The following is a 19,597-nucleotide window of genomic DNA, read 5'->3' on the forward strand; positions in this document are numbered from 1 at the left end:
CTGGGAGTCGCGCAAGAATGGATCCATCTACTGATCCGAGGTGGTTCGGGATTTCGCGGGAACCCCGACGCCGCGACGCGAGCCGGTTCGCTCAGAGAGCCGGGGCGGGGGCCGGGCTTCCGGCCCGCGTCACTGCTTCTCGGCGAAGAGCTCGGGATGCGCGGTGAGTTCGACCCTGGTGCGACGGATGTGCCCCGTGAGGTAGCGCTCGCCGTCCTCGGGATCGCGGCGCCGTACGGCGTCCAGGATCAGCCGGTGTTCGGCGTTGACGATCGTGGCCCGGTCGGGGTCCGCGAGCACCATGAACGCGCGGCGGTAGTGCTGGGTGGAGTTCCACAGCCGCTCGGTGATGGCCAGCAGATGGTCGCTGGGGCAGCCCGCGTAGGTCGTCATGTGGAAATCGCGGTCCAGGAGCAGGAAGCGGTTGACGTCGCTCTGGCTCTCGATCTCGTCCTGGAGCTGTTCGAGGCGTTCCATGTGCTGGTCGCTGAGATGGGGGAGGCTCATGTTCAGCGTCAGCGGCTCCAGCCGCTCGCGCATGCGGTAGTTGGTGTTCACCTCTTCGAGGCTGAGCATCGGAACCCGCGACCCGCGGTTCGGGAACGACTCGGTGAGGCCGTCGGACTCCAGGATCCGCAGCGCCTCGCGCACCGGGATCCGGCTCGTGCCCAGGCGCGCCGCGATCTCGTCCTGGCGCAGCCAGGTGCCGGGCGTCAGTTCGCCGGCGAGGATCTCCTCGCGGAGGATGCCCGCGATGTGCTGACTCCTGACACTCTCCGACCCGCGGGGATCGCGAGCGTGCGGGGGAGTCAAGGACGGTCACCTCTGAACTGGGACGGGGCGCGGTCGAAGGCCTTGCCGTCAGGATACGACACCAGCTCGAAGTGCATCCCCCACGGTGAGAGGAAGTAGACCCACCGCTGCCCCTTCGACGGTCCGGTGCTCGTGGTGGGGCCGCCCAGCACGGGAACGTTCCTCGCCCGCAGGTACGACACGGCCTCGTCCAGGTCCTCGACGTACAGGGCGACATGGTGGCCGCCGACATCGCTGTTGCGCGGCACGGCGGTCCGCGGCGACTCCGCCCGGTACTCGAACACCTCGAAGACGGCCTGCGTGCCGCACCGGTAGAAGCGCAGTTGGCGCATGACGGTGCGCGCGTCGACGTTCAGGTGCTCCGCCATCCAGTCGTCCGTCGCGCCGAACGGGCCGAGTGAGTACAGGTATTCGCAGCCCAGGACGTCCACGAGCCATGTGTGGGCTTCGTCCAGGTCCGGCACGGTGAATCCGATGTGGTCGAGGCGTATGAGGCCGGGCAGAGCCATGATCTTCCTCCTTTGGATCCGAAAGCATCACGATGATGGCCTGCTGGCGGCGAGAAGTCGAGAGAAGTCTTGTTATTGGATCCAACCTTATGGCAGGGTCGTCCGGGCCGGTCCACTCCGGACGATCGAAGGGGGCACCCGATGCCTGCGGAACACAGACTCGAAGCGAAGGCCGCGTGGTCGGAGTTCGTCGTCACCCAGGACGACTGGGACGCCGCGGCTCCTGACCTCCTGACGGGCATGCTCAGCCAGCTGGTGCTGATCAGGACCTTCGAGGAGTACGTCCTGGAGCTTGCCGCGGACGGGCTGATCCATGGTCCCGCGCACTCCAGCATCGGCCAGGAGGGCGGCGCGGTCGGCGCATGCTTCGCGCTGACGACGCAGGACACCGTGAACGGCTCGCACCGCGGCCACCACCAGTTCCTCGCCAAGGTGCTCGCCCATCTGCACCCGAAGGGCATCGACCCCACGAAGCCGTTCCCCGAGGACGTGGAGGCCGTGCTCCTGCGCAGCCTGCGCGAGATATGCGGCCTGGACCGGGGGTTCAGCCACGGCCGGGGCGGCAGCATGCACCTCCAGTGGCACGAGGCCGGCGCCATCGGGACCAACGCGATCGTCGGCGGCGGGGTGCCGCTCGCGGCCGGATCCGCCTGGGCGCACAAGAGGTCCGGCACCGACGCCGTCGCGTTCACGTTCTTCGGCGACGGCGCGATCAACATCGGATCCACTCTGGAGACCCTCAACCTCGCGGCGGCCTGGTCGCTGCCGCTGTGCTTCTTCGTCGAGAACAACCAGTACGCCGTCTCCACCCACGTCTCCGAAGTCACTGCCGAGCCGCGGCTGTCCGGTCGCGGCCCGGGCTTCGGTATCCGGAGCTGGAAGGTCGACGGCATGGATCCGCTGGCCGTGTACCTGACGACGCAGCAGGCCCTCGGGCACATGCGCCGCGGCGACGGACCGACGCTGATCGAGGCCGATGTGTACCGCTACTTCCACCAGAACGGTCCCTTCGCCGGCTCGGCGTTCCGGTACCGCACCAAGGAGGAGGAAGCGCAGTGGCGTGCCCGCGACCCGCTCGACACCGTCGTACGGCACCTGGTGCGCCGCAGAATCCTCACCAAGAAGGCGGTCGCCGACACCGTCGCGCGCGCCAAGGCACTGATGTCCGGACTCGGCGACGTACTCATGGAGGCACGGCCCGGCGGCAAGCCGGGGGAGCGGCGCATCGTTCCCTCGGAGTGGCCGGACCCGGCCTTCGTCGACGAAGGCGTCCGCGGCGACCTGTCGGAGCTGGCCGGCATCGAGTTCACCGACACCGAGGACCACGCCGGTGAGCTGACCGAGGTGAAGTTCATCGGCGCCGTCGCCGGCGTGATGGGACGCCGCCTGGAGACCGATCCCCGTGTCGTGGTGATGGGGGAGGACGTGCACCGGCTCAACGGCGGCACCAACGGCGCCACCCGCGGACTGAGCGAGGACTTCCCCGACCGCGTCATCGGGACGCCGATCTCGGAGAACGCGTTCACCGGCCTCGGCGGTGGGCTCGCCCTCGACGGCCGCTACCGCCCGGTGGTCGAGTTCATGTACGCCGACTTCATGTGGGTGGCGGCCGACCAGTTGTTCAACCAGATCGGCAAGGCCCGTCACATGTTCGGCGGCGAGGGCAAGGTACCGTTCGTCCTGCGCAGCAAGGTCGCCACCGGCACCGGCTACGGATCGCAGCACTCGATGGACCCGGCCGGCGTGTTCGCGACGGCGGCGGGCTGGCGCATCGTCGCCCCCTCGACGCCGTTCGACTACGTCGGCCTGATGAACACGGCCCTGGCCTGCGACGACCCGGTCGTGGTCCTGGAGCACGTGGACCTCTACAACTCGACGGGGCCAGGACTGCCGGACAACTACGACCACCACCTGCCGGTCGGCAAGGCCGCCGTACGCCGCGAGGGCGCGGCACTGACCGTCCTCACCTACCTGGCGATGACGCCGGCCGTGCTCGACGCCGTCGCACAGACGGGGGTGGACGCGGAGGTCGTCGACCTGCGGTGGCTGGACCGCGCCAGCCTGGACTGGGACACGATCTCCCGTTCGGTGATGAAGACCAACCACGTGCTCATCGCCGAGCAGGGCGCCCTCGGCACCTCCTACGGCGGCTGGCTGGCGGACGAGGTCCAGCGACGGCTGTTCGACTGGCTCGACGCCCCGGTCGAACGCCTGACGGGCGGCGAGGCGTCGCCGAGCATCAGCAAGGTGCTGGAGCGCGCCGCGTTCGCCTCCACGGACGAAGTCGTCGCCAAGCTCAGCGAGTTCGCACGGGAGCAGAACCATGGCTGAGCTGCTGCGCATGCCCGAGATCGCCGCCAACACGGCCGAGGCGGTCCTGGAGTCCTGGAACGTCGCGGTGAACACCCCGTACGCGGCGGGCGATCCGATCGTCACGGTGGAGACCGAGAAGGCCGTGGTCGACGTCGAGTCCGAGCACGACGGCGTACTCCTGCGCCTCCTGGTGGACGCGGGCACGACGGTCGCGGTCGGCACCCCGATCGCGGTCTGGGGGGCGCCGGACGAGCCCGCCGCCGACGTGGACGCGCTGGTGGCCGCCCTGGGCGGCCCCGGTGGGACTCCCGCCGATCCGCCACCGCGAGCTCCGGTCGCCGGTCGAACCGAGCGGGAGACGACGTCCACGCGCCTCTTCGCGAGCCCGCTGGCCCGACGCCTCGCACGCGAGCTCTCGGTCGATCTGGGCACCGTGGCGGGGAGTGGCCCACGCGGCCGGATCAGGCGGCCGGACGTCGAGGCGGCCGCGGCCGCCGGGAGGGCGGAGCCGAAGGCCCCGCGGCAGGACAGCGGAGAGCCCCGGCCCCCGGTGGCCGCGGCGCGCTTCGTCGACGTGCCCCACACGCGCATGCGGGCGGCCATCGCCCGCCGGCTGACGGAGAGCAAGCAGCACACGCCGCACTTCTACCTGCGCGCCGGCGTACGCGTCGACGCACTCCTCGACCTGCGGCAGCAGATCAACGCCGGCCAGGACGTGAAGGTGTCGATCAACGACATGCTCGTCAAGGCGGTGGCCTCCGCGCACGCGAGGGTCCCCGCGATGAACGTGCAGTGGAACGGCGACTCGATCCGGCACTTCACGGACGTCGACATCGCCGTGGCCGTCGCCACCGACGGCGGTCTGGTCACCCCCGTGGTCCGCGCCGTCGACTCCCTGTCGCTGGGCGGTGTCGCCAAGGTGACGAAGGATCTGATCGCCCGTGCCAAGGAGCGCCGGCTCCGGCAGGACGAGCTGGAGGGCGGCACGATCTCGATCACGAACCTCGGCATGTACGGGACCGAGGACTTCGCGGCGATCATCAACCCGCCGCAGGCCGCGATCCTGGCCGTGGGCGCCGTCCGGCAGGAGGCTGTCGTCGAGGAGGGCGCGGTCGTCGTCGGCTCCGTTCTGCGGCTGACCCTCGCCGTCGACCACCGGTCGGTGGACGGTGCCACCGCGGCAGAGTGGACGAAGGCGTTCGTGGACGTGCTCGAGCACCCGCTCAGGATCCTGCTGTGAGCACCGGCGAACGCGACGAGGAGAGGACCGCGCGATGACCGAGACCACGTTCGACCTGGTGATCCTCGGAGGCGGATCGGGCGGATACGCGGCCGCCCTGCGCGCCGCGGACCTGGGTCTCAGTGTCGCCCTGGTGGAGGAGGACAAGCTCGGCGGGACCTGCCTGCACAGCGGCTGCATCCCCACCAAGGCCCTGCTGCACGCCGCCGAGGTGGCCGAGGTGTCGCGGCACGCCGCGTCGGTCGGCGTCCGCGCCTCCTTCGAGGGGATCGACCTGCCCGGCCTCCACGCCTATCGCGACTCCGTCGTCGACCGCCTCTACAAGGGCCTGCGGGGACTGGTCGCCTCCCGCGAGGTGACGCTCGTCCACGGCCACGGACACCTGGTGTCGCCCACGGCCGTGCGGGTCGGCGAAGTGACCTTCTCCGCGACGAAAGCCGTCGTCCTGGCCACCGGGTCCGTCGCCCGCAGCCTGCCCGGGCTCGACTTCGGCGGCCGGGTCCTGTCGTCCACGGAGGCGCTTTCCCTGCCCGAACTGCCGCGCAGCGCGATCATCCTGGGCGGTGGCGTCATCGGTGTCGAGTTCGCGAGCCTGTGGCGGTCGTTCGGCGTCGACGTCACCGTGGTCGAGGCGCTGCCGAGCCTGGTCCCCGGTGAGGACCCGTCCTGCGGCAAGGCCCTGGAACGTGCCTTCCGGCGCCGTGGAATCGCGGTGCGCACCGGCGTGCGGGTGGAGGCCGTCGCGCAGGACGAGAGTCGCGTCTCGGTCAGCCTCGACGCCGGCGCGCCACTGGAGGCCGACGTCCTGCTCGTCGCCGTCGGACGGGGACCCCGTACGGCCGGCATGGGCTTCGAGGAGGCCGGGGTGAGCCTGGAACGGGGATTCGTCCGGGTCGACGAGAGCCTGCGCACCCAGGTTCCCGGGGTCTACGCCGTGGGGGACATCGTCGAAGGTCTCCAGCTCGCGCACCGCGGCTTCCAGCACGGCATGTTCGTCGCGGAGGAGATCGCGGGTCTCGGCCCCACCCCGGTCGCCGACGACTGCGTTCCCCGCGTGACCTACTGCGACCCGGAGATCGCCTCCGTCGGCCTCACCGAAGCGCGGGCCAAGGAGAAGTTCGGGGTCGACCGGGTGGAATGCGTCGAGTACAACCTCGCCGGCAATGGCAAGAGCCAGATCATCGGCACCTCCGGCTTCGTGAAACTCGTCCGTGAGAAGGACGGCCCCGTGGTGGGCGTCCACATGGTCGGCGCCAGGGTGGGCGAGCTCATTGCGGAGGCGCAGCTCGCGGTCGCCTGGGAGGCCCATCCCGACGATGTCGCCCCCCTCACGCACGCCCATCCGACCCAGAACGAGGCACTGGGGGAGGCGTTCCTCGCCCTCGCGGGCAAGCCCTTGCACGCGCACGGCTGAGGGCGGTCCGGGCAGACCCCTCCTGGGCCGTTCGGCGCGGGAGGGGCCACCGGGATGTGTTCACGGTTCGAGCAGGCTCCCGAGGACGTGGGCGAACGCTGCCGGCTCGGTGCTCGCGCCGAGGTGGTTGCCGGGCATGTCGATCAGGGGGAGTTCCAGAAGTGCGGCGAGTGCCTCGGTCGCCCGGCGCGCCATCTGGTGATGGCTCAGCGAGCCGGCGCACAGCGTCACCGGGACGCGACGGACGGCCTCGATGTCGGGGGCGTAGAAGACCGTCGGTCCGGCCATCCGCCCCAGGAAGTAGCGGTTCTTGTCGAGTTCCCCGACCGGCAGCCCGGGCAGCGCCACATGGGCGGGAGGCGTCTGATCCGGTCCTGTGCGGTGGCCGGCGCCGCTGAGGTCGAAGAACTCCTGCACGGCACGCTGAGGGTCGGCCTCGGCGGCTTCGAATGCCGCCGCGGCTCGGGCCGACAGGTCCGCGTCGTTCAAGAGGGACACAAGGGGCGGCTCGTGCAGGACGGCCCGGCCGACCAGGTCAGGATGCTGCGCGGCCAGCTCCAGCAGCGTCACGGCACCGCCACTGGTCCCGGCGAACAGGGCGGGCCCTCCGGTGAACCTGTCGACAAGCGCGGCAAGGTCCTCGGCGAGAACCTCGGGCGTGGGCGCGGCCGTCCCGGGGACCGCGCGGCTGGCACCTATACCACGCGGATCATGGGTGACGACGGTGAACCGGCCTGCCAGCTCGTGCGCCAGCGCCGCGAAACCGGCCCGCCCGACCGGCGCGCCGACGAGGAACAGCAGTGGCCCCTCACCCTGGACCTCGTGGGCGATCGTGCAGTCCGGTCGGTCGAGAAGGGCCACCGGGCGCGGCATCCGATCCGTGAAGTCGGCGATCTTCCGAGTGATCACATCGAGCGCACGGTCCAGTTCCTCGCGCCTCTCGTGGACGCGGCGGCGATGGGCCGTCAGCAACTCCACGCGGAGCCCTGCCGGATCAGCCGCCTTGCCGTCGGCGCCCGTGAACTGCGCGATGTCGGCAAGGGGCATCCCCGTCTCACGGAGATGAACCAGCATGCGGATCAGCTCGACGTCGGCCGTCGTGTACTGGCGACGTCCCGCACTGTCGCGCCGCGGCGACGGTACAACGCCCTGCCGTTCGAAGTACCGCAACGTGTCGGGCGCCAGACCGATCAACGTCGACACCTCGGCGATACCGAACACCTCATCTGCCTCGCTCATGCCTCAAGCCTTGTCCCTGGACCTCGGTCCAGGTCAAGCGGCCGTCCGGCGCGGCTGAGGTGTCAGGCCGCCACTCGTGCGGGCGGGACGACGACGTCGACGAGGCCGGTGGCCACGTCGTACACCAGCCCCGAGACGAAGACCCCGGCGCGGAGGTGCCGCTTGAGGAGGTCGACGTCGAGGCGGACGGCGGCGAACGGGTCGGTGACCGCCTTGGCGGCCAGGTCTTCGGCCGGGACCTCGAAGTAGTCGGCCAGGAGTTCGGGGAACGGCGGCAGGTCCGTGATCCCGCAGTCGGTGTGCTGCAGGACCACGTAGTGGTTGTCGGCCGGGCCCGGGCCGCCGCCCGTGCGGGCCTGCACGACCTTCGCGAGCATTCCGAGCGTCCGGAGCGTCGCGGGCGTGACCCGGCCTCCGACGTTGCGGATCACCCCTGCCTCGCCGAGCTCGAGGCCGAGCATCGCGCTCGGGTCCACACGAGGGTCGACGCAGCCGATGACCGTCAGGCTGCCACTGGGCGCGAGCCTGAGGCCGGCGAACGACCCGCCTTCCGCGAAGCCGGCGTTCCGCCTGATCAGCTCGTTGGTGTCGATCACGGTGACGGCATCCCCTTCTCGCTCCGCCCGGGGTACCCGGCCACGCCGGTGCCCCGGCGGCGATCTCCGGTCGCCGCCCATCCTGGACCGCCGCTGCCGCCCCTGCCACTCGGCGTCCTGGCACGTGGCTCAATCACGCTGCTCGGCAGCGCGACCGCGCTATGGTCGCCCGGCCAAGCCGACGTGCGACGCGCTGGTCCGACGGAGGGGGGACACCTCGGTGGCCTTCTTTTGGCATGCCCTCGCATGCCGTGTGCTGCCCGCGAGTCACCACCGGTGCGTGGGCCTGGTCCAACGACGTGCGGCGGCGAGCGGCACGGGCCTGCGGGCCCGGTGTCGTCCGCCCGCCCGCACCCCGACCGACGACAGAGAGAACCGGATGCGTTTCACCATCGCGAGCACCATGCTCGCCGGCACCGCCGTGATCACGACTCTGGCCGCCTCGCCGGCCGTCGCGGCGACGCCGTCCCTGCCCGCCCCCGACATCAGCGGCATCCTGGCCGTGCAGAAGCAGGCAATGGCCGACGGCGCCCCGGGCGCCCTGACCCGTATCGACTCGGGCACCTCGAGCTACCGCATCTCCAGCGGGCAGGCGAACACCGCGGCCCGCACGGCGATGGACGCGGACCGCCGGTTCCGCGTCGGCAGCGTCACGAAGTCCTTCACCACCGTGGTGCTGATGCAGCTGGTCGCCGAGGGGCGCATCGACCTCGACGCCCCGGCCAACACCTACCTGCCGCAGCCGCTGCCGGACGACCGCATCACCGTCCGGCACCTGCTCAGCCACCGCAGCGGCCTGTGGGACTACACCAACGACATGTTCTACTACACCGTTCCGGGCTTCGAGGCCGTACGGAACAAGGTGTTCTCCTACCAGGAGCTGATAGACCTGTCGACGGCTCACGAGCCGACCAACGAGCCGGGCGCGGCCTACAGCTACTCCAACACCAACTTCGTGGTGCTGGGCGAGATGATCGAGCACCTCACCGGTGTGCCGATGGCCACCCAGTACCAGGAGCGGATCTTCAAGCCGCTGGGGCTGCGGAACACCTCGTACGTCCACCCGGACACGGCCATCTCGGGCTCCTCCGCCCGCGGTTACCTGACGCCCGACGACACCGCGCTGCCGCTGGTCGACTCGACCGAGCAGACCGTCTCCTGGGCGCAGTCGGCCGGCGCGGTCATCTCCAACGCCGCGGACCTGAACCGATTCTTCTCCGCGCTGATCTCCGGAAAGCTCGTCCCCGAAGCGCAGTTGCGGCAGATGACGGCCATGGTCCCGGTCAACGCGGACGGCACCCAGTTCTACGGACTGGGCCTGCGGGCCCGGAAGCTCTCGTGCGGTGTGACGGTGTACGGCCACACGGGCACGGTCCAGGGCTTCTACACCTACGCGTTCACCACGGCCGACGGCAAGCGCAGCATGACATCGATGGCGAACACCTCCAACAACGGAACGGTCAACACCGTCCTCGGAGGCACACTGGAGGCCGCGTTCTGCGGCGCCACGGACGCCAAGGCGGGCTTCGCCAAGTCCTCCGAGGACGAGACGTTCACCGAGGACATCGCCCCGCAGGTCGTCCGCCACAACCGCTAGTCACCTCCGTCGCGGCTCACGGAGCGGACCGCGGAACGGAGCGGAGCCCCCTGCCCCGGTGGAGTGCACCGGGGCAGGGGGCTCCGTGAGGTGACGGGACCCGTGTCAGTCGTCGGCCTCGGCCGACGGGATGTACGCGCCCGGCACGTCCTGCGGTGCGAAGATCCGGCTCTCGCCGGGGTACGGCTTCGACCACGCGTGCGTCTGGTACCACGTGAGGTGGTTCATCTGCGCGGGGTTGGCGAAGTCGGGTTTGGCGTTCGGACCGGTGAGGCGCTGCTTGGACTTCCACGCGTCCCACTGCGCCGCGAGCGCCTGCTTGTCCGCGGGGACCTTCGTCGACGGCACGGGTGCCGCGGCGGGGTTCTGCGTCGCCGGGGTGTCCAGACCGCAGGTGGGCGCGGTCTTGAGGCCGTCGGTGAGCGAGGTGCGGTTGGGCAGCGCCGTGAACGGCGTGTTGTCGGCCTTCTTGGCGAAGGCGTCCGACATCGGGGTGGCGGCGCTGTCCTTCTGGTTCATCGGGTGGATCCCGAGGATCTGCTCGATGGTGCGGATCATCGTGATCTGCGAGTAGTAGTGGCTGTCGACTGTGCCGTGCTTCGCCCAGGGGCTGATGATCTGGATCGGGGCACGGTGGCCGTCGACGTGGTCGAGCCCGGCCTGGGAGTCGTCCTCGACCACGAAGATCGCGGAGTCCTTCCAGTACGCGCTGTGCGAGATCTCGTCGACGATCCGGCCGACCGCGAGGTCGTTGTCCGCGACCTGGGCCGCCGGACCCGCGGGGCCGCCGGTGTGGTCGCTGGACAGCCAGAACATGTTGAGGTTCGCCGGACCGTTCTGCTCGAAGTCCCGCTTCCAGATCTCGGCGCGGTAGACGTCCGGGACGCTGGTGTCGAACTTCGGGAAGCCGGGCACCGAGACGCTGTTGAGCGACGGGATGGGCGAGGACGACGTCAGCTTGTAGGCGGTGTCCTGGCCGGTCGCCTGCATGTTCTTGGTGTCGCAGTACAGGTTCTGCCAGGTGGCGGCCGCCGGCTTGGTCAGGAACTGGTGGAACTCGCCGAAGTCCCGCACCGACTTGCCGACCGCCTGCGCACCGCTCCACAGGAATCCGGTCCGCTGGTGGCCGAGCGCGTCGTCCTCGGTGTCGTAGCTGCGCAGGTACTCGCCGGCCGAGGACTCGGTGTACTCCGGGTTGTCCGCCTGCATCAGCCAGTTGTGGCCCTCGGCGGAGTTGGTGCCGATGTCGTACGTGTTGTCGTACAGGCCGAACTGCTTGGCCAGGGCGTGCTGGTTCGGCGTCACGTTCTCGCCGAACTGGGTCAGCGACGGGTCGCCGTTGCCCTGCGGCATGTCGCCGAAGACCTGGTCGTAGGTCCGGTTCTCCTTGACGATCAGGAAGACGTGCTTGATCGTCGAGGGGTCGCCGAGCCGCTTCGGGACGGCCACCGGCTTCGGGCCCTTGCCCTTGCCCTTGGCGAGCTCGACCGACTTCTTCGTCCAGCCGTTCTGCCGGAAGACCTTGTCCGTCTCGGCCTTGACAACCTTGTCGCTGGGCAGCGTGAAGCGCTGCAGGCTGGACGTCGTGTCATGGGTGCCGTGGCCGGCGGCGGCGGGGCGGCGGGCGTCGATGCCGCGGGTGTTGGAGACGACCACCTGGTTGCCGACGGTGGCGATCTCGGAGGGGAAGTAGTCGGTCGGGAGCAGACCGACATAGCTGACCGGCTCCTGCGCGGACTTGAAGCGGTAGACGGCGACCGCGTTGGCCCGGCCCAGCGTCACCAGCAGGCGGCCGTCGTCGGTGAGCGTCACCGCGTTGGGCTCGTAGCCCACCGACGCCTCCGGCCACGGCTGGGTGGCGATGGTCTGCACGACCTTGTTCTTGCGGGTGTCGATGACCGACACGTCGTTGGTGGCGGTGTCCGTGACGAACAGCGTCCCGTTCTTGGCGTACACCGCGGTCGGGTGCAGACCGACGTCGATGCTGCCGACCGCGGCGGCCGGGTCCGCCAGGTCGATGACGCTGACGGTGCCGGTGGTGGTGGCGCCCGTCCTGGGGTCGGCCGGCACCTGGGTGCCGTACGAGTTGATCGTGGTGTCGCCGGCCTTCGCCGGACGGCCGCCCTCGTTGCTGACGTAGAGCTTGCCGCCGACCTGGACCATGCCGCGCGGGGCGTTGCCCACGGCCCAGCTCTGCTTGAGGGTGCCGGTCGCGGTGTCGATGGCGACCACGCGGTTCTGGCCGTTGACCGCCGCGTACACGGTGGAGCCGTCGGCCGAGAACACCGGCTGGGCCACGAGGGCGTGCTTGGAGCCGTCCGCGGGGATCTTGACGGCGACCGGGTTGGCCAGGCTGCCGTCCGCGTTGACCGTGAACTTGGTGTAGCCGTCGGTCTGGCCGAGCCACAGCTGCGTGCCGTCGGGCGAGTACGTGGGGCCCTCCTGGCCCACGTCGTTGCCGGCGATGCGCAGGTCCGCGGTGGCGGAGTTGCCGACGAGCTGCTGGACCTTCCAGTTCTTCAGGTCCACGATCGCCAGCGCCATGCCGCCGTCGGTGACGGAGGCCGCGACGTGGGTGCCGTCCGGGCTGACGGTGGACGACATGATCTTGCCCTGGTTGATGACCAGGCGCTCGCCGTAGGGGTCGATGTACTGGTTCGCGGAGACGACCTGGCCCTGGTGGGTGGTCTCGCCGACCTGGTCGTGGCCGAACTGGGTGGTCTGGGCGAAGCCGATGCCGGTTCCGGTGGCGAGGACGACGGCGGTGGCGGCTGCCAGCGTCAGGCTTCTCCGGCTGCCGGATCCGTGGCCGAGGAGGCCCAGAAGGCCGTGGGCGTTCCTCTCGGCGCGTACACGACGGCGGGTGACCTGCATGTTGAGTTATCCCTTCGAGGTGGGAAGCAGTTCGGCGTTGCCGTCGAACTGCCAGAGCGGGTTCGGCGCGTCCCCGTCGGGGGTGCGCACCAGGAAGTAGCCGTTCACTTCCTTCGGGCCGTCGCCGTCGGCGACGAACCGCCCGTCCGGTGTGATGTCGAGCTGGTAGATGGCGGAGCCGGTGGCCGCCACGCCGGGGAGATGCCAGGAGACGACGCAGCGCCAGTCGTTGCCGGCCCCCTCGGCGCCGGACGCGACCCCGGCCTTGGTGCATGCCGCCGAGGCCTTCAACTGCGCCTCGGTGACAGCCGGCCGGTTGAGCTGGTCGGTCTGCATGCGGTAGAGGTGCGCGAACGCCGTGGCGACCGAGCGCTCCACCTTGTCCTGCTCGATCCCGGAGCCCGTGGCCGAGCTCGTCGTCGCCATCAGCACCACGATCGTCGCGGCCGTCAGCCCGGCCAGCGGCACGACACCGGCGAGGACGGCGCGGCGCCCCGAGCCGTCGTCGGAGAGGTTGGTGAAGTCCCGTCGCAGGAAGAGCACGTACGCCAGCGCCGTCGCTGTCACCGCCCACACCAGGCTGACCACGACACCGATCAGCAGCGGGGCGAGCTGCTCCGGGCTGGTGAACAGGCCGTTCCAGGAGATGAAGGCGTAGCCGGGCAGCGCGACACGCACGGCGACGGGGAGCGGCATCATCTGGGCCACCTGCATCGCGAGCGCGACGACCGCGGGCAGCAGCAGGCCCATCGGGGACCGCCCCAGCGCGACCGAGCCGAGCAGACCGATCCCGGCCAGGGCGAGGGTCGGGGCGAGCGCGCAGGTCCAGGCGAGGAGGACCCGTACCGCGGCGTCCGACGGGGCCAGCAGATGGCCGTCGAGACCGACCAGCGGCCGGTTGCCGACCGCCAGGAGCCCGCCGACCGTGCTGGAGCAGGCCAGCCCGGCCACGAGCAGCACGAGGACGGTGAGGCTGGCCAGCACCTTCGCGACGAAGATCCGGCGGGGCGAGCGCACCGCCACGAGCAGATGCCGCCAGGTGCCCAGCCGGTCCTCGGAGGCGAACACGTCGCCGGCCACCACCGAGGTCAGCAGCGGCAGCGCCCAGGTGCCGGCGAAGCCGAGCATGACCAGCGGCCCGGCCCACCCCGTGGCGAGCATCCACCGGCCGAAGAGGGTGTCGACCGGCAGCGTGCTCTGCTGGCTCACCGCGGCGACGAACAGCGCCGGGGCGATCCAGCAGGCGAGCACCAGCAGACGGATGCGCCACTGGGAGACCAGCTTGACCAGTTCGAATCGGTAGCCGCGCGCGACCGACACGCGCGGAGCGCCGGCGACGGCGTCGTCGGCGGCGATGACGGCCGCGGTCATCGGCCTGCCTCCTGCTGCTCGGTGAGGGCGAGGAACGCCGCCTCCAGGGGCGACACCACGGGGGCGAGCTCGCGCACCGCGATGCCCGCGTGGACGAGTGCCGCCACCAGCGCGTCGAGGGCGGGCACCAGCCCGCGCACGACCAGCAGCTCGGCGTCCTGCCGGGCACCGGTGCCGTCGGCGAGGCGGATCCCGTCCGTCCCGGCGGCCAGCGCGCGGGCGGCCTGCGGGTCGGAGGTGCGCAGCCGGTAGTCGAGTTCACGGTTCTCGGCGGCGAGCTTGCCGAGCGGGCCCGAGAAGACGACCCGTCCGGTGGCGAGGATGGTGACCTCGGAGCAGAGCGCTTCGAGATCGTCCATGTGGTGGCTGGAGATCACCACGCTGGTGCCGTCGTGCGCGAGCCGGTTGAGGACGCCGTGCACGTGTCTCTTCCCGGCCGGGTCCAGGCCGTTGGACGGCTCGTCGAGCACCAGCAGCCGCGGTTTGGTGAGCAGGGCGGCGGCGAGCCCGAGCCGCTGGCGCATGCCCAGGGAGAAGCCGCGGGCGCGGTCGTCGGCCACATCGGTGAGCCCGACCTGGTCCAGTGCCTCGTCGATCCCGGGGCCGCGGGTGTCCTGTCCGCGCAGTGCGGCCAGCGCGGCGAGGTTCTGCCGCGCGGTGAGCGACGGGTAGAGGCCGGGTCCGTCGACGAAGCCGGCCACCCCGTCGGGGGCGGAGAGGGCCCGCCCGATCGGCGTGCCCAGGATCTCCAGGGTGCCGCCGTCGGCGACCGCCAGTCCCAGCAGCAGCCCCAGCAATGTCGTCTTGCCCGCGCCGTTCGGTCCAACGAGGCCGTGGATCTGGCCCTGCGTCACATCCAGGTCCACGCCGTCGAGTGCGACGACGTCCCCGAAGCGCTTGGCGATCCCGCGAGCGCGGACTGCGAGGAGTGTGTCCATGAGTCCCTTCTTTCGCAACGCCAATGGACCCTAGGAGGGCACCCGCCCCCCGGCAGAGGCCGCGGGTTGAACGTCCATGGAACGGATCGTCAAGGCCTTGGCAAGTCGCGGCGCACGAAGGGGACTTCATCGGCCCAGGCCGGACAGAGCCGGGCAGAACCGGGACAGCGCGACGCCGTGGCGCAATCGCGCCACGGCGTCGCAAAACATCGGCGGAACGGCCGCACCCAGGTGGAGTGCCACGTGGGTGCGGCCGGGCCGGATCAGCAGGTGGCGTTCAGACCCGCCCAGTTCGCGCGGTCGTTGTAGCCGCCGTCGCCGGCGTCGCCGACCACGAGGTCGAGGACCCGGACGCCGGTCAGGTCGACGTCGGCCTGGCGGACGTCGTCGCGGCCCAGCACACCGCTGTCGAACAGCACCTTGCCGTCACCGATGATCTGGAAGGTGGACGTGCCGCCCTCCGGGCCGACGTTGCGCACCGCGTCGTCGATGCCCGCGGTCGCGGTCAGCCGGCTGCACTGGTCGCCGAGGTAGTAGCGGATGGTGGAGGGCGAGGCGACCCCGATACCGGTCGGGTAGACCTGGCCGAGCATGCTGATCGGGGACCAGCCGCCGACACTGAGGTCCACCGTCGGGCTCATCCAGCCGCTGGTGGCACTGATCCACTCGTGGTGGGAGAGTGCGACGTCACCGTGCGGAGCCGCCGGTGCGACGACCAGCGCGGTGGACGTGTCCTGCCGCTGCCGGCCCTTGCCGATCACCTCGTACGACGTCGCGGCGGTCAGCGTCGCACTGCCCGGCGCCGCCGTCTCCGGCAGGGTGACCGTGAAGGCGAGGGTCGCGGAGTGGTTGGTCGTCAGCAGCAGCGGTGCCTTGCCGACCGGATGGGCCGTCCAGCCGGTGGGCACGGTCAGCTCCACACGCGGAGTCAGGACCGGCTGCGTGCCGTCGTTGCGGACGTTCACCTCGACCCGGACCTGGTCGCCACCGGCGGCCAGGGGAGCGCTTCCGGCCGGGACCGCGTCGGAACCGACCTGCGTCACCTGCGGCAGACCGGCGACGACGTGCGGGAGACCGAGCTTGCCCGTGGCCCGGCCGACCCGGATCAGGGCCGCGCCGTGGGCCGGGACGGCGGCACTGATGGTGCCGGCGCTCTCGGTGACCTGGTTGGTCCAGGCGTTCTTCAGGGTGAACCGGTTGCCGGACAGCCCGACCGACGACGCCTTCGTGGTGAGGGTCGCCGGGCTGTCGCCACGGTTCAGCAGCACCACGGCGCGGTCGCCGTTGGCCAGCCGCTTCACCCAGGTCTCCGTCGTACCGGCGGGGCCGACACGCACGGCCTGGACACCCGCGGGGTCCTGGTTGATCGCGATGACGTCGGGGTCGGAGAGCGTCGCCAGCGAGGTCTTGCTGAGCTTGCGGATGTCGCTGCCGATCATCAGCGGCGCGGCCGCCGCCGACCACAGCGTCATCTGGGTGCGGAACTCCTCGTCGGTCATGCCCAGTTCGGGCCCGAGGTAGTCCGGGTCGTTGAAGTGCCCGGGACCGGCGGCCTCGGGGTGCCGCGCGTTCGCGTCGTAGTTCCGCAGCACGTCCTTGTACTTGATCTCACCGACGAAGCCCACGTCGGTGTAGGTCCGCCAGGACTGCGCGATCGCCGGCGCGTAGGACCAGGAGTACGTCGACTGCTGCTCCTCCGGGTAGTTGCCCCAGTCGGGGGAGGTCACCGGGTTGCAGAGGTTGAAGATCATGGGGCGCTTGCTGGCGTTGTTCCGCAGCGCCTGGGCGAACTGGGTGTAGACGGTCTTCGGGTCGAGGTTCGCGGCGATGCCGCAGAGGTAGTCCGCCTTGACCGCGTCGAACTCCCAGGCCGCGAACTGGTCGGCGTCACGCTGGTAGTAGCCGTTGCTGCCCAGACCGCACTTGCCGGGGATGTAGGGGCCGGCGTCGGTGTAGATGCCGGCCTTGAGGCCCTTGGAGTGGATGTAGTCGACGACCGGCTTCAGGCCGTCCGGGAACTGGTCCGGGTTGGGCACCAGGTCCCCGGCCTCGCTGCGCGGCGTCGGGGCCGCCCAGTTGCCGTCGATCCAGACGTACTTGTAACCGGCGTCGCGCAGGCCGCTGCTGACCAGGAAGTCGGCCGTCGACCTGATCTCGGCGTCGGTCGGGTCGCCGCCCAGCGCGTAGTAGGTGTTCCAGCCCATGTACGGCGTCGGGCTCAGCACCTGCTGGCCGGCCTGCGTCGTGACGGCGGGCGTGGCGGCCGCCGGGGTCGCGTGGGCGGGCGCCGACACGGCCAGCATGCCGGTCACGAGGGCCAGCACGGCGGTGAGATGTCGTTTCACGTCGGATCCTTCGCTGTCCGAGCGATCAGGCGTGCCGACCCGTCCCTGGTCGTGAGTCCGAGGTACCGCACCCTCGCGAAAGGTGCGGCGGTCGTCCTCGAAGCAGTCAATGCCCGCACGCCTGCGGTCTTGTTGCGAGGATCTTCCAGCCGTCACCGGGTGCTCGTCAATAATAATTCCTAAATTACGAGTTACCAGTTGAGCCCGGCCGAGTACCGGACCGTCCCCCGCGGGACATGCGTGATTCAGGGTCTGCTGAGACATGTGCGGTGATATGCGTGAGTGTTCACATGAGTGAGGGGTGCGCGACACCGCCGCGCACCCGAACGTGCCCTCACGCCGAGCCGGGCCTCTGATGCCAGGCGGCCGACTCGCGCGGGAGCGCCCCGCGGCGCGTGGCCGCGGGGCGCTCTGCACGGGTCAGTCGATCTTCTGCCCGTCGTACTTGCCGCCCCTGCAGGTGTTGGTTCCCCAGTCGACCGTTCCGCCACCCTTCTCGCACTCACCCACGGTGGGGGCGGCGTCGCGGTGGGCGGCGGTGGCGGTAGCGGCGCCTGTCAGGCCGAGTCCGGCGAGGGCTGCCGTGGTGACGACGGCGGCGATGATTCGTCGAATGCGCATGTGGTTCCCCTTTCACGCATTGCCTCGGTTGGGGCACTAGCCAGCTTGATCTTCACCCATGTGGGTGGCACGTCGTGGTGCGCCATTCGGGTGACGGCGCCGGCTGGTGGACCGGCCCTGACGTGGTGGTTTCCTCATTTTTTCCGGAGGCGGCAAGGTTCGAAACCGCCAGTGTGCACACGTGCCCATGCCCCGGGTTTCGCACCACCGGGAACGGGCGTCCCTCGGGGAAGCCGTCCGCAGCCCCGGAGAGACCTGCGAGGGACAATGAGCAGGTGGAACTGCGCCAGCTGGAGCACTTCGTCGCCGTCGCCGAGGAAGCGAACTTCACCCGCGCCGCGGCACGGCTGCATGTCGTGCAGTCCGCGGTCTCCGCCACCATCAAGAACCTCGAGCGCGAACTCGGCACGCCGCTGCTGGAGCGCACCCCCAAACGCGTACTGCTCACCGATGCCGGCGCCGCCCTGCTCCCGCGCGCGCACGCCGCTCTCGACGCCGCGCGGGAAGCCGCGGAGGCGGTGGCCGAGGTCCGCGGCGGACTGAGCGGCACACTGCGGCTCGGCACGACGACCACGGTGGGGATCATCGACCTCCCCGCGCTCCTCGGCGCATTCCACCGGCGCCACCCCGGTGTGCTCCTGCAGACCGACGCCGCCGCCTCCGGCTCCCAGGGGCTGGTCGAGGCCCTCCTCGAACGGCGGCTCGACCTCGTCTTCGTCTCCCTGCCCGGACCGCTGCCCGCGGGCATCACGCTGACCCACCTCGTCACCTCGGTGCTCGACCTCGTCGTGCCGGCCCACCATCCGCTCGCGAGACGCCGCAGCGTGCCGATCGGCGAACTCGCCGGGCTGGACTTCGTCGACTTCGCGGAGGGCTACGGCATCCGGACCATCTCCGATCTGGCCTTCGAGGCCGCCGCCGTGACCCGTCGCGTCGCCCTGGAGATCACCGACCTCCCCACCGGCGTGGCCTACGTCCGCAACGGCCTGGGCGTGGCGCTGCTGCCACGGCCCGCCCTCGGCAGCACCGAGGGTGTCGCCACGCTGACCGTCGACGACGCCGATCTGGACTGGCCCTTCTCCCTGGCGACCGTGTCCGGACGCAAGCCCAGCGCCGCGGCATGCGCCCTGATCGCCATCGCGCACGAATTCCTCATCTGGCGAGGGTGAGGTGCCGCCCCGGCGACGAGGGACCTCCGGGACGCTGTTGCCCCGCTCCGGGCGAAGCTACGATGCGCTCATGCCTGAGCAGTCGCACGACCGCACCAGCCGCACTTGCGCGGTCGAGGACCTGGACTCCCGGTTGCGTACGGCGATCGCGACCGTGGCCGAGACCGAACTGCTGGGTGATGCCGCCGCGACCGCGGTCGCCTGCGTGGAGACCCGCAGTGTGCCCCGGCGCCGTACGGGCGTCTTCGCGCGCCTTCTCGGGGGCGGTCCCGCGCAAGAGACGCTGACCGCGGCCGTGTTGCTGCCGGGGCACCTTCTTGTGTCGGTCGCCGACCTGAGCACCGGGCGGACCACGGCACTTTCCGGGCGGCTGGCCGACATGACCGTCACCGAGGTCGATCAGCGACTGGCCGTCGACAGCGGGGTGTCGGTGCTGACCCGCTGGTCGAACCGGCCCGAGGCCGAGTCGATGCACGTCGCCCTCGGTGCCGACCCTGCCGGCGTCGCGTTCAAGGACATGCTGCGCCACGCCGTCCGGTCGGCCAAGGCCAGCTGACC

General features: G+C 70.7%; 15 protein-coding genes. 6 read left to right on the forward strand and 9 right to left on the reverse strand.

Going from position 1 to position 19,597, the window contains the following annotated elements:
• Positions 1-129: 129 nt before the first annotated feature.
• Together ACIP64_RS25400 and ACIP64_RS25405 are read right to left on the reverse strand one after the other, a co-directional pair.
• Positions 130-813, reverse strand: a complete 684-nt coding sequence (locus tag ACIP64_RS25400) for a GntR family transcriptional regulator (RefSeq protein WP_401590968.1) — start codon at positions 811-813, stop codon at positions 130-132.
• A complete protein-coding gene (locus ACIP64_RS25405) occupies positions 810-1,322 on the reverse strand; it encodes a VOC family protein (protein WP_401590971.1) in 513 nt (170 codons plus the stop codon). The genes ACIP64_RS25400 and ACIP64_RS25405 overlap by 4 nt, the downstream gene beginning before the upstream one ends.
• A 141-nt stretch (positions 1,323-1,463) precedes the next feature.
• Here ACIP64_RS25405 and ACIP64_RS25410 point away from each other — a divergent pair, with 141 nt between their 5' ends.
• Genes ACIP64_RS25410 through lpdA form a run of 3 tightly spaced genes read left to right on the forward strand, consistent with a single transcriptional unit; the run spans position 1,464 to position 6,289 of the window.
• Positions 1,464-3,653, forward strand: coding sequence for a thiamine pyrophosphate-dependent enzyme (locus ACIP64_RS25410; protein ID WP_401590973.1), 2,190 nt, complete (start codon positions 1,464-1,466; stop codon positions 3,651-3,653).
• Positions 3,646-4,875: a dihydrolipoamide acetyltransferase family protein gene (locus tag ACIP64_RS25415; RefSeq protein WP_401590976.1), complete on the forward strand. Its 1,230-nt coding sequence runs from the start codon at positions 3,646-3,648 to the stop codon at positions 4,873-4,875. Before ACIP64_RS25410 ends, ACIP64_RS25415 begins: the two co-directional genes overlap by 8 nt.
• 34 nt (positions 4,876-4,909) lie before the next feature.
• The gene (gene lpdA / locus ACIP64_RS25420; RefSeq protein ID WP_401590979.1) at positions 4,910-6,289 is read left to right on the forward strand and encodes a dihydrolipoyl dehydrogenase; all 1,380 of its coding nucleotides are present in this window, start codon (positions 4,910-4,912) and stop codon (positions 6,287-6,289) included.
• A gap of 60 nt (positions 6,290-6,349) precedes the next feature.
• Here lpdA and ACIP64_RS25425 read toward each other — a convergent pair whose 3' ends face one another.
• Both ACIP64_RS25425 and ACIP64_RS25430 read right to left on the reverse strand, forming a co-directional pair.
• Positions 6,350-7,528 carry an alpha/beta fold hydrolase gene (locus ACIP64_RS25425; protein WP_401590982.1) on the reverse strand — a complete coding sequence of 393 codons (1,179 nt, stop codon included), beginning with the start codon at positions 7,526-7,528 and terminating at the stop codon, positions 6,350-6,352.
• A gap of 62 nt (positions 7,529-7,590) precedes the next feature.
• Positions 7,591-8,124, reverse strand: coding sequence for a carbonic anhydrase (locus ACIP64_RS25430; RefSeq protein WP_401590985.1), 534 nt, complete (start codon positions 8,122-8,124; stop codon positions 7,591-7,593).
• A gap of 379 nt (positions 8,125-8,503) precedes the next feature.
• On the opposite strand from ACIP64_RS25430, the gene ACIP64_RS25435 reads away from it, so the two are divergent.
• Complete coding sequence (locus tag ACIP64_RS25435) at positions 8,504-9,721, forward strand: serine hydrolase domain-containing protein (protein ID WP_401590988.1); 1,218 nt, start codon at positions 8,504-8,506, stop codon at positions 9,719-9,721.
• 105 nt (positions 9,722-9,826) lie between these two features.
• Here the strand turns inward: ACIP64_RS25435 and ACIP64_RS25440 are convergent, their stop codons facing one another.
• The 5 genes from ACIP64_RS25440 to ACIP64_RS25460 all read right to left on the reverse strand — a co-directional run bounded on the left by ACIP64_RS25440 (position 9,827) and on the right by ACIP64_RS25460 (position 17,870).
• Entirely contained in the window at positions 9,827-12,595 is a 2,769-nt protein-coding gene (locus ACIP64_RS25440; protein WP_401590990.1) for an alkaline phosphatase family protein, read from the reverse strand.
• A 6-nt stretch (positions 12,596-12,601) separates the two neighbouring features.
• Positions 12,602-13,966, reverse strand: coding sequence for an ABC transporter permease (locus tag ACIP64_RS25445; protein ID WP_401590993.1), 1,365 nt, complete (start codon positions 13,964-13,966; stop codon positions 12,602-12,604).
• Positions 13,963-14,904, reverse strand: coding sequence for an ABC transporter ATP-binding protein (locus ACIP64_RS25450; RefSeq protein ID WP_401590996.1), 942 nt, complete (start codon positions 14,902-14,904; stop codon positions 13,963-13,965). Before ACIP64_RS25450 ends, ACIP64_RS25445 begins: the two co-directional genes overlap by 4 nt.
• 263 nt (positions 14,905-15,167) lie before the next feature.
• The gene (locus ACIP64_RS25455) at positions 15,168-17,249 is read right to left on the reverse strand and encodes an NPCBM/NEW2 domain-containing protein (protein ID WP_401590998.1); all 2,082 of its coding nucleotides are present in this window, start codon (positions 17,247-17,249) and stop codon (positions 15,168-15,170) included.
• 420 nt (positions 17,250-17,669) lie between these two features.
• Positions 17,670-17,870 (reverse strand): hypothetical protein, encoded by a 201-nt coding sequence (locus ACIP64_RS25460; RefSeq protein WP_401591001.1) that lies wholly within the window; start codon positions 17,868-17,870, stop codon positions 17,670-17,672.
• Positions 17,871-18,145: 275 nt separating this feature from the next.
• On the opposite strand from ACIP64_RS25460, the gene ACIP64_RS25465 reads away from it, so the two are divergent.
• Together ACIP64_RS25465 and ACIP64_RS25470 are read left to right on the forward strand one after the other, a co-directional pair.
• Positions 18,146-19,039, forward strand: a complete 894-nt coding sequence (locus tag ACIP64_RS25465; RefSeq protein ID WP_401591004.1) for a LysR family transcriptional regulator — start codon at positions 18,146-18,148, stop codon at positions 19,037-19,039.
• A gap of 70 nt (positions 19,040-19,109) precedes the next feature.
• Positions 19,110-19,595 carry a hypothetical protein gene (locus ACIP64_RS25470; protein ID WP_401591007.1) on the forward strand — a complete coding sequence of 162 codons (486 nt, stop codon included), beginning with the start codon at positions 19,110-19,112 and terminating at the stop codon, positions 19,593-19,595.
• The last annotated feature ends 2 nt before the right edge of the window (positions 19,596-19,597 follow it).

The organism is Streptomyces sp. NPDC088733, assembly GCF_044751185.1.
GTDB lineage: Bacteria > Actinomycetota > Actinomycetes > Streptomycetales > Streptomycetaceae > Actinacidiphila.

What these genes read in the sequence shown, in the direction of transcription:
- ACIP64_RS25405 (WP_401590971.1), bottom strand. Translation starts at nt 1,322, where the DNA reads ATGGCTCTGCCCGGCCTCATACGCCTCGACCACATCGGATTCACCGTG.
- ACIP64_RS25410 (WP_401590973.1), top strand. Translation starts at nt 1,464, where the DNA reads ATGCCTGCGGAACACAGACTCGAAGCGAAGGCCGCGTGGTCGGAGTTC.
- ACIP64_RS25415 (WP_401590976.1), top strand. Translation starts at nt 3,646, where the DNA reads ATGGCTGAGCTGCTGCGCATGCCCGAGATCGCCGCCAACACGGCCGAG.
- lpdA (WP_401590979.1), top strand. Translation starts at nt 4,910, where the DNA reads ATGACCGAGACCACGTTCGACCTGGTGATCCTCGGAGGCGGATCGGGC.
- ACIP64_RS25425 (WP_401590982.1), bottom strand. Translation starts at nt 7,528, where the DNA reads ATGAGCGAGGCAGATGAGGTGTTCGGTATCGCCGAGGTGTCGACGTTG.
- ACIP64_RS25435 (WP_401590988.1), top strand. Translation starts at nt 8,504, where the DNA reads ATGCGTTTCACCATCGCGAGCACCATGCTCGCCGGCACCGCCGTGATC.
- ACIP64_RS25440 (WP_401590990.1), bottom strand. Translation starts at nt 12,595, where the DNA reads ATGCAGGTCACCCGCCGTCGTGTACGCGCCGAGAGGAACGCCCACGGC.
- ACIP64_RS25445 (WP_401590993.1), bottom strand. Translation starts at nt 13,966, where the DNA reads ATGACCGCGGCCGTCATCGCCGCCGACGACGCCGTCGCCGGCGCTCCG.
- ACIP64_RS25450 (WP_401590996.1), bottom strand. Translation starts at nt 14,904, where the DNA reads ATGGACACACTCCTCGCAGTCCGCGCTCGCGGGATCGCCAAGCGCTTC.
- ACIP64_RS25460 (WP_401591001.1), bottom strand. Translation starts at nt 17,870, where the DNA reads ATGCGCATTCGACGAATCATCGCCGCCGTCGTCACCACGGCAGCCCTC.
- ACIP64_RS25470 (WP_401591007.1), top strand. Translation starts at nt 19,110, where the DNA reads ATGCCTGAGCAGTCGCACGACCGCACCAGCCGCACTTGCGCGGTCGAG.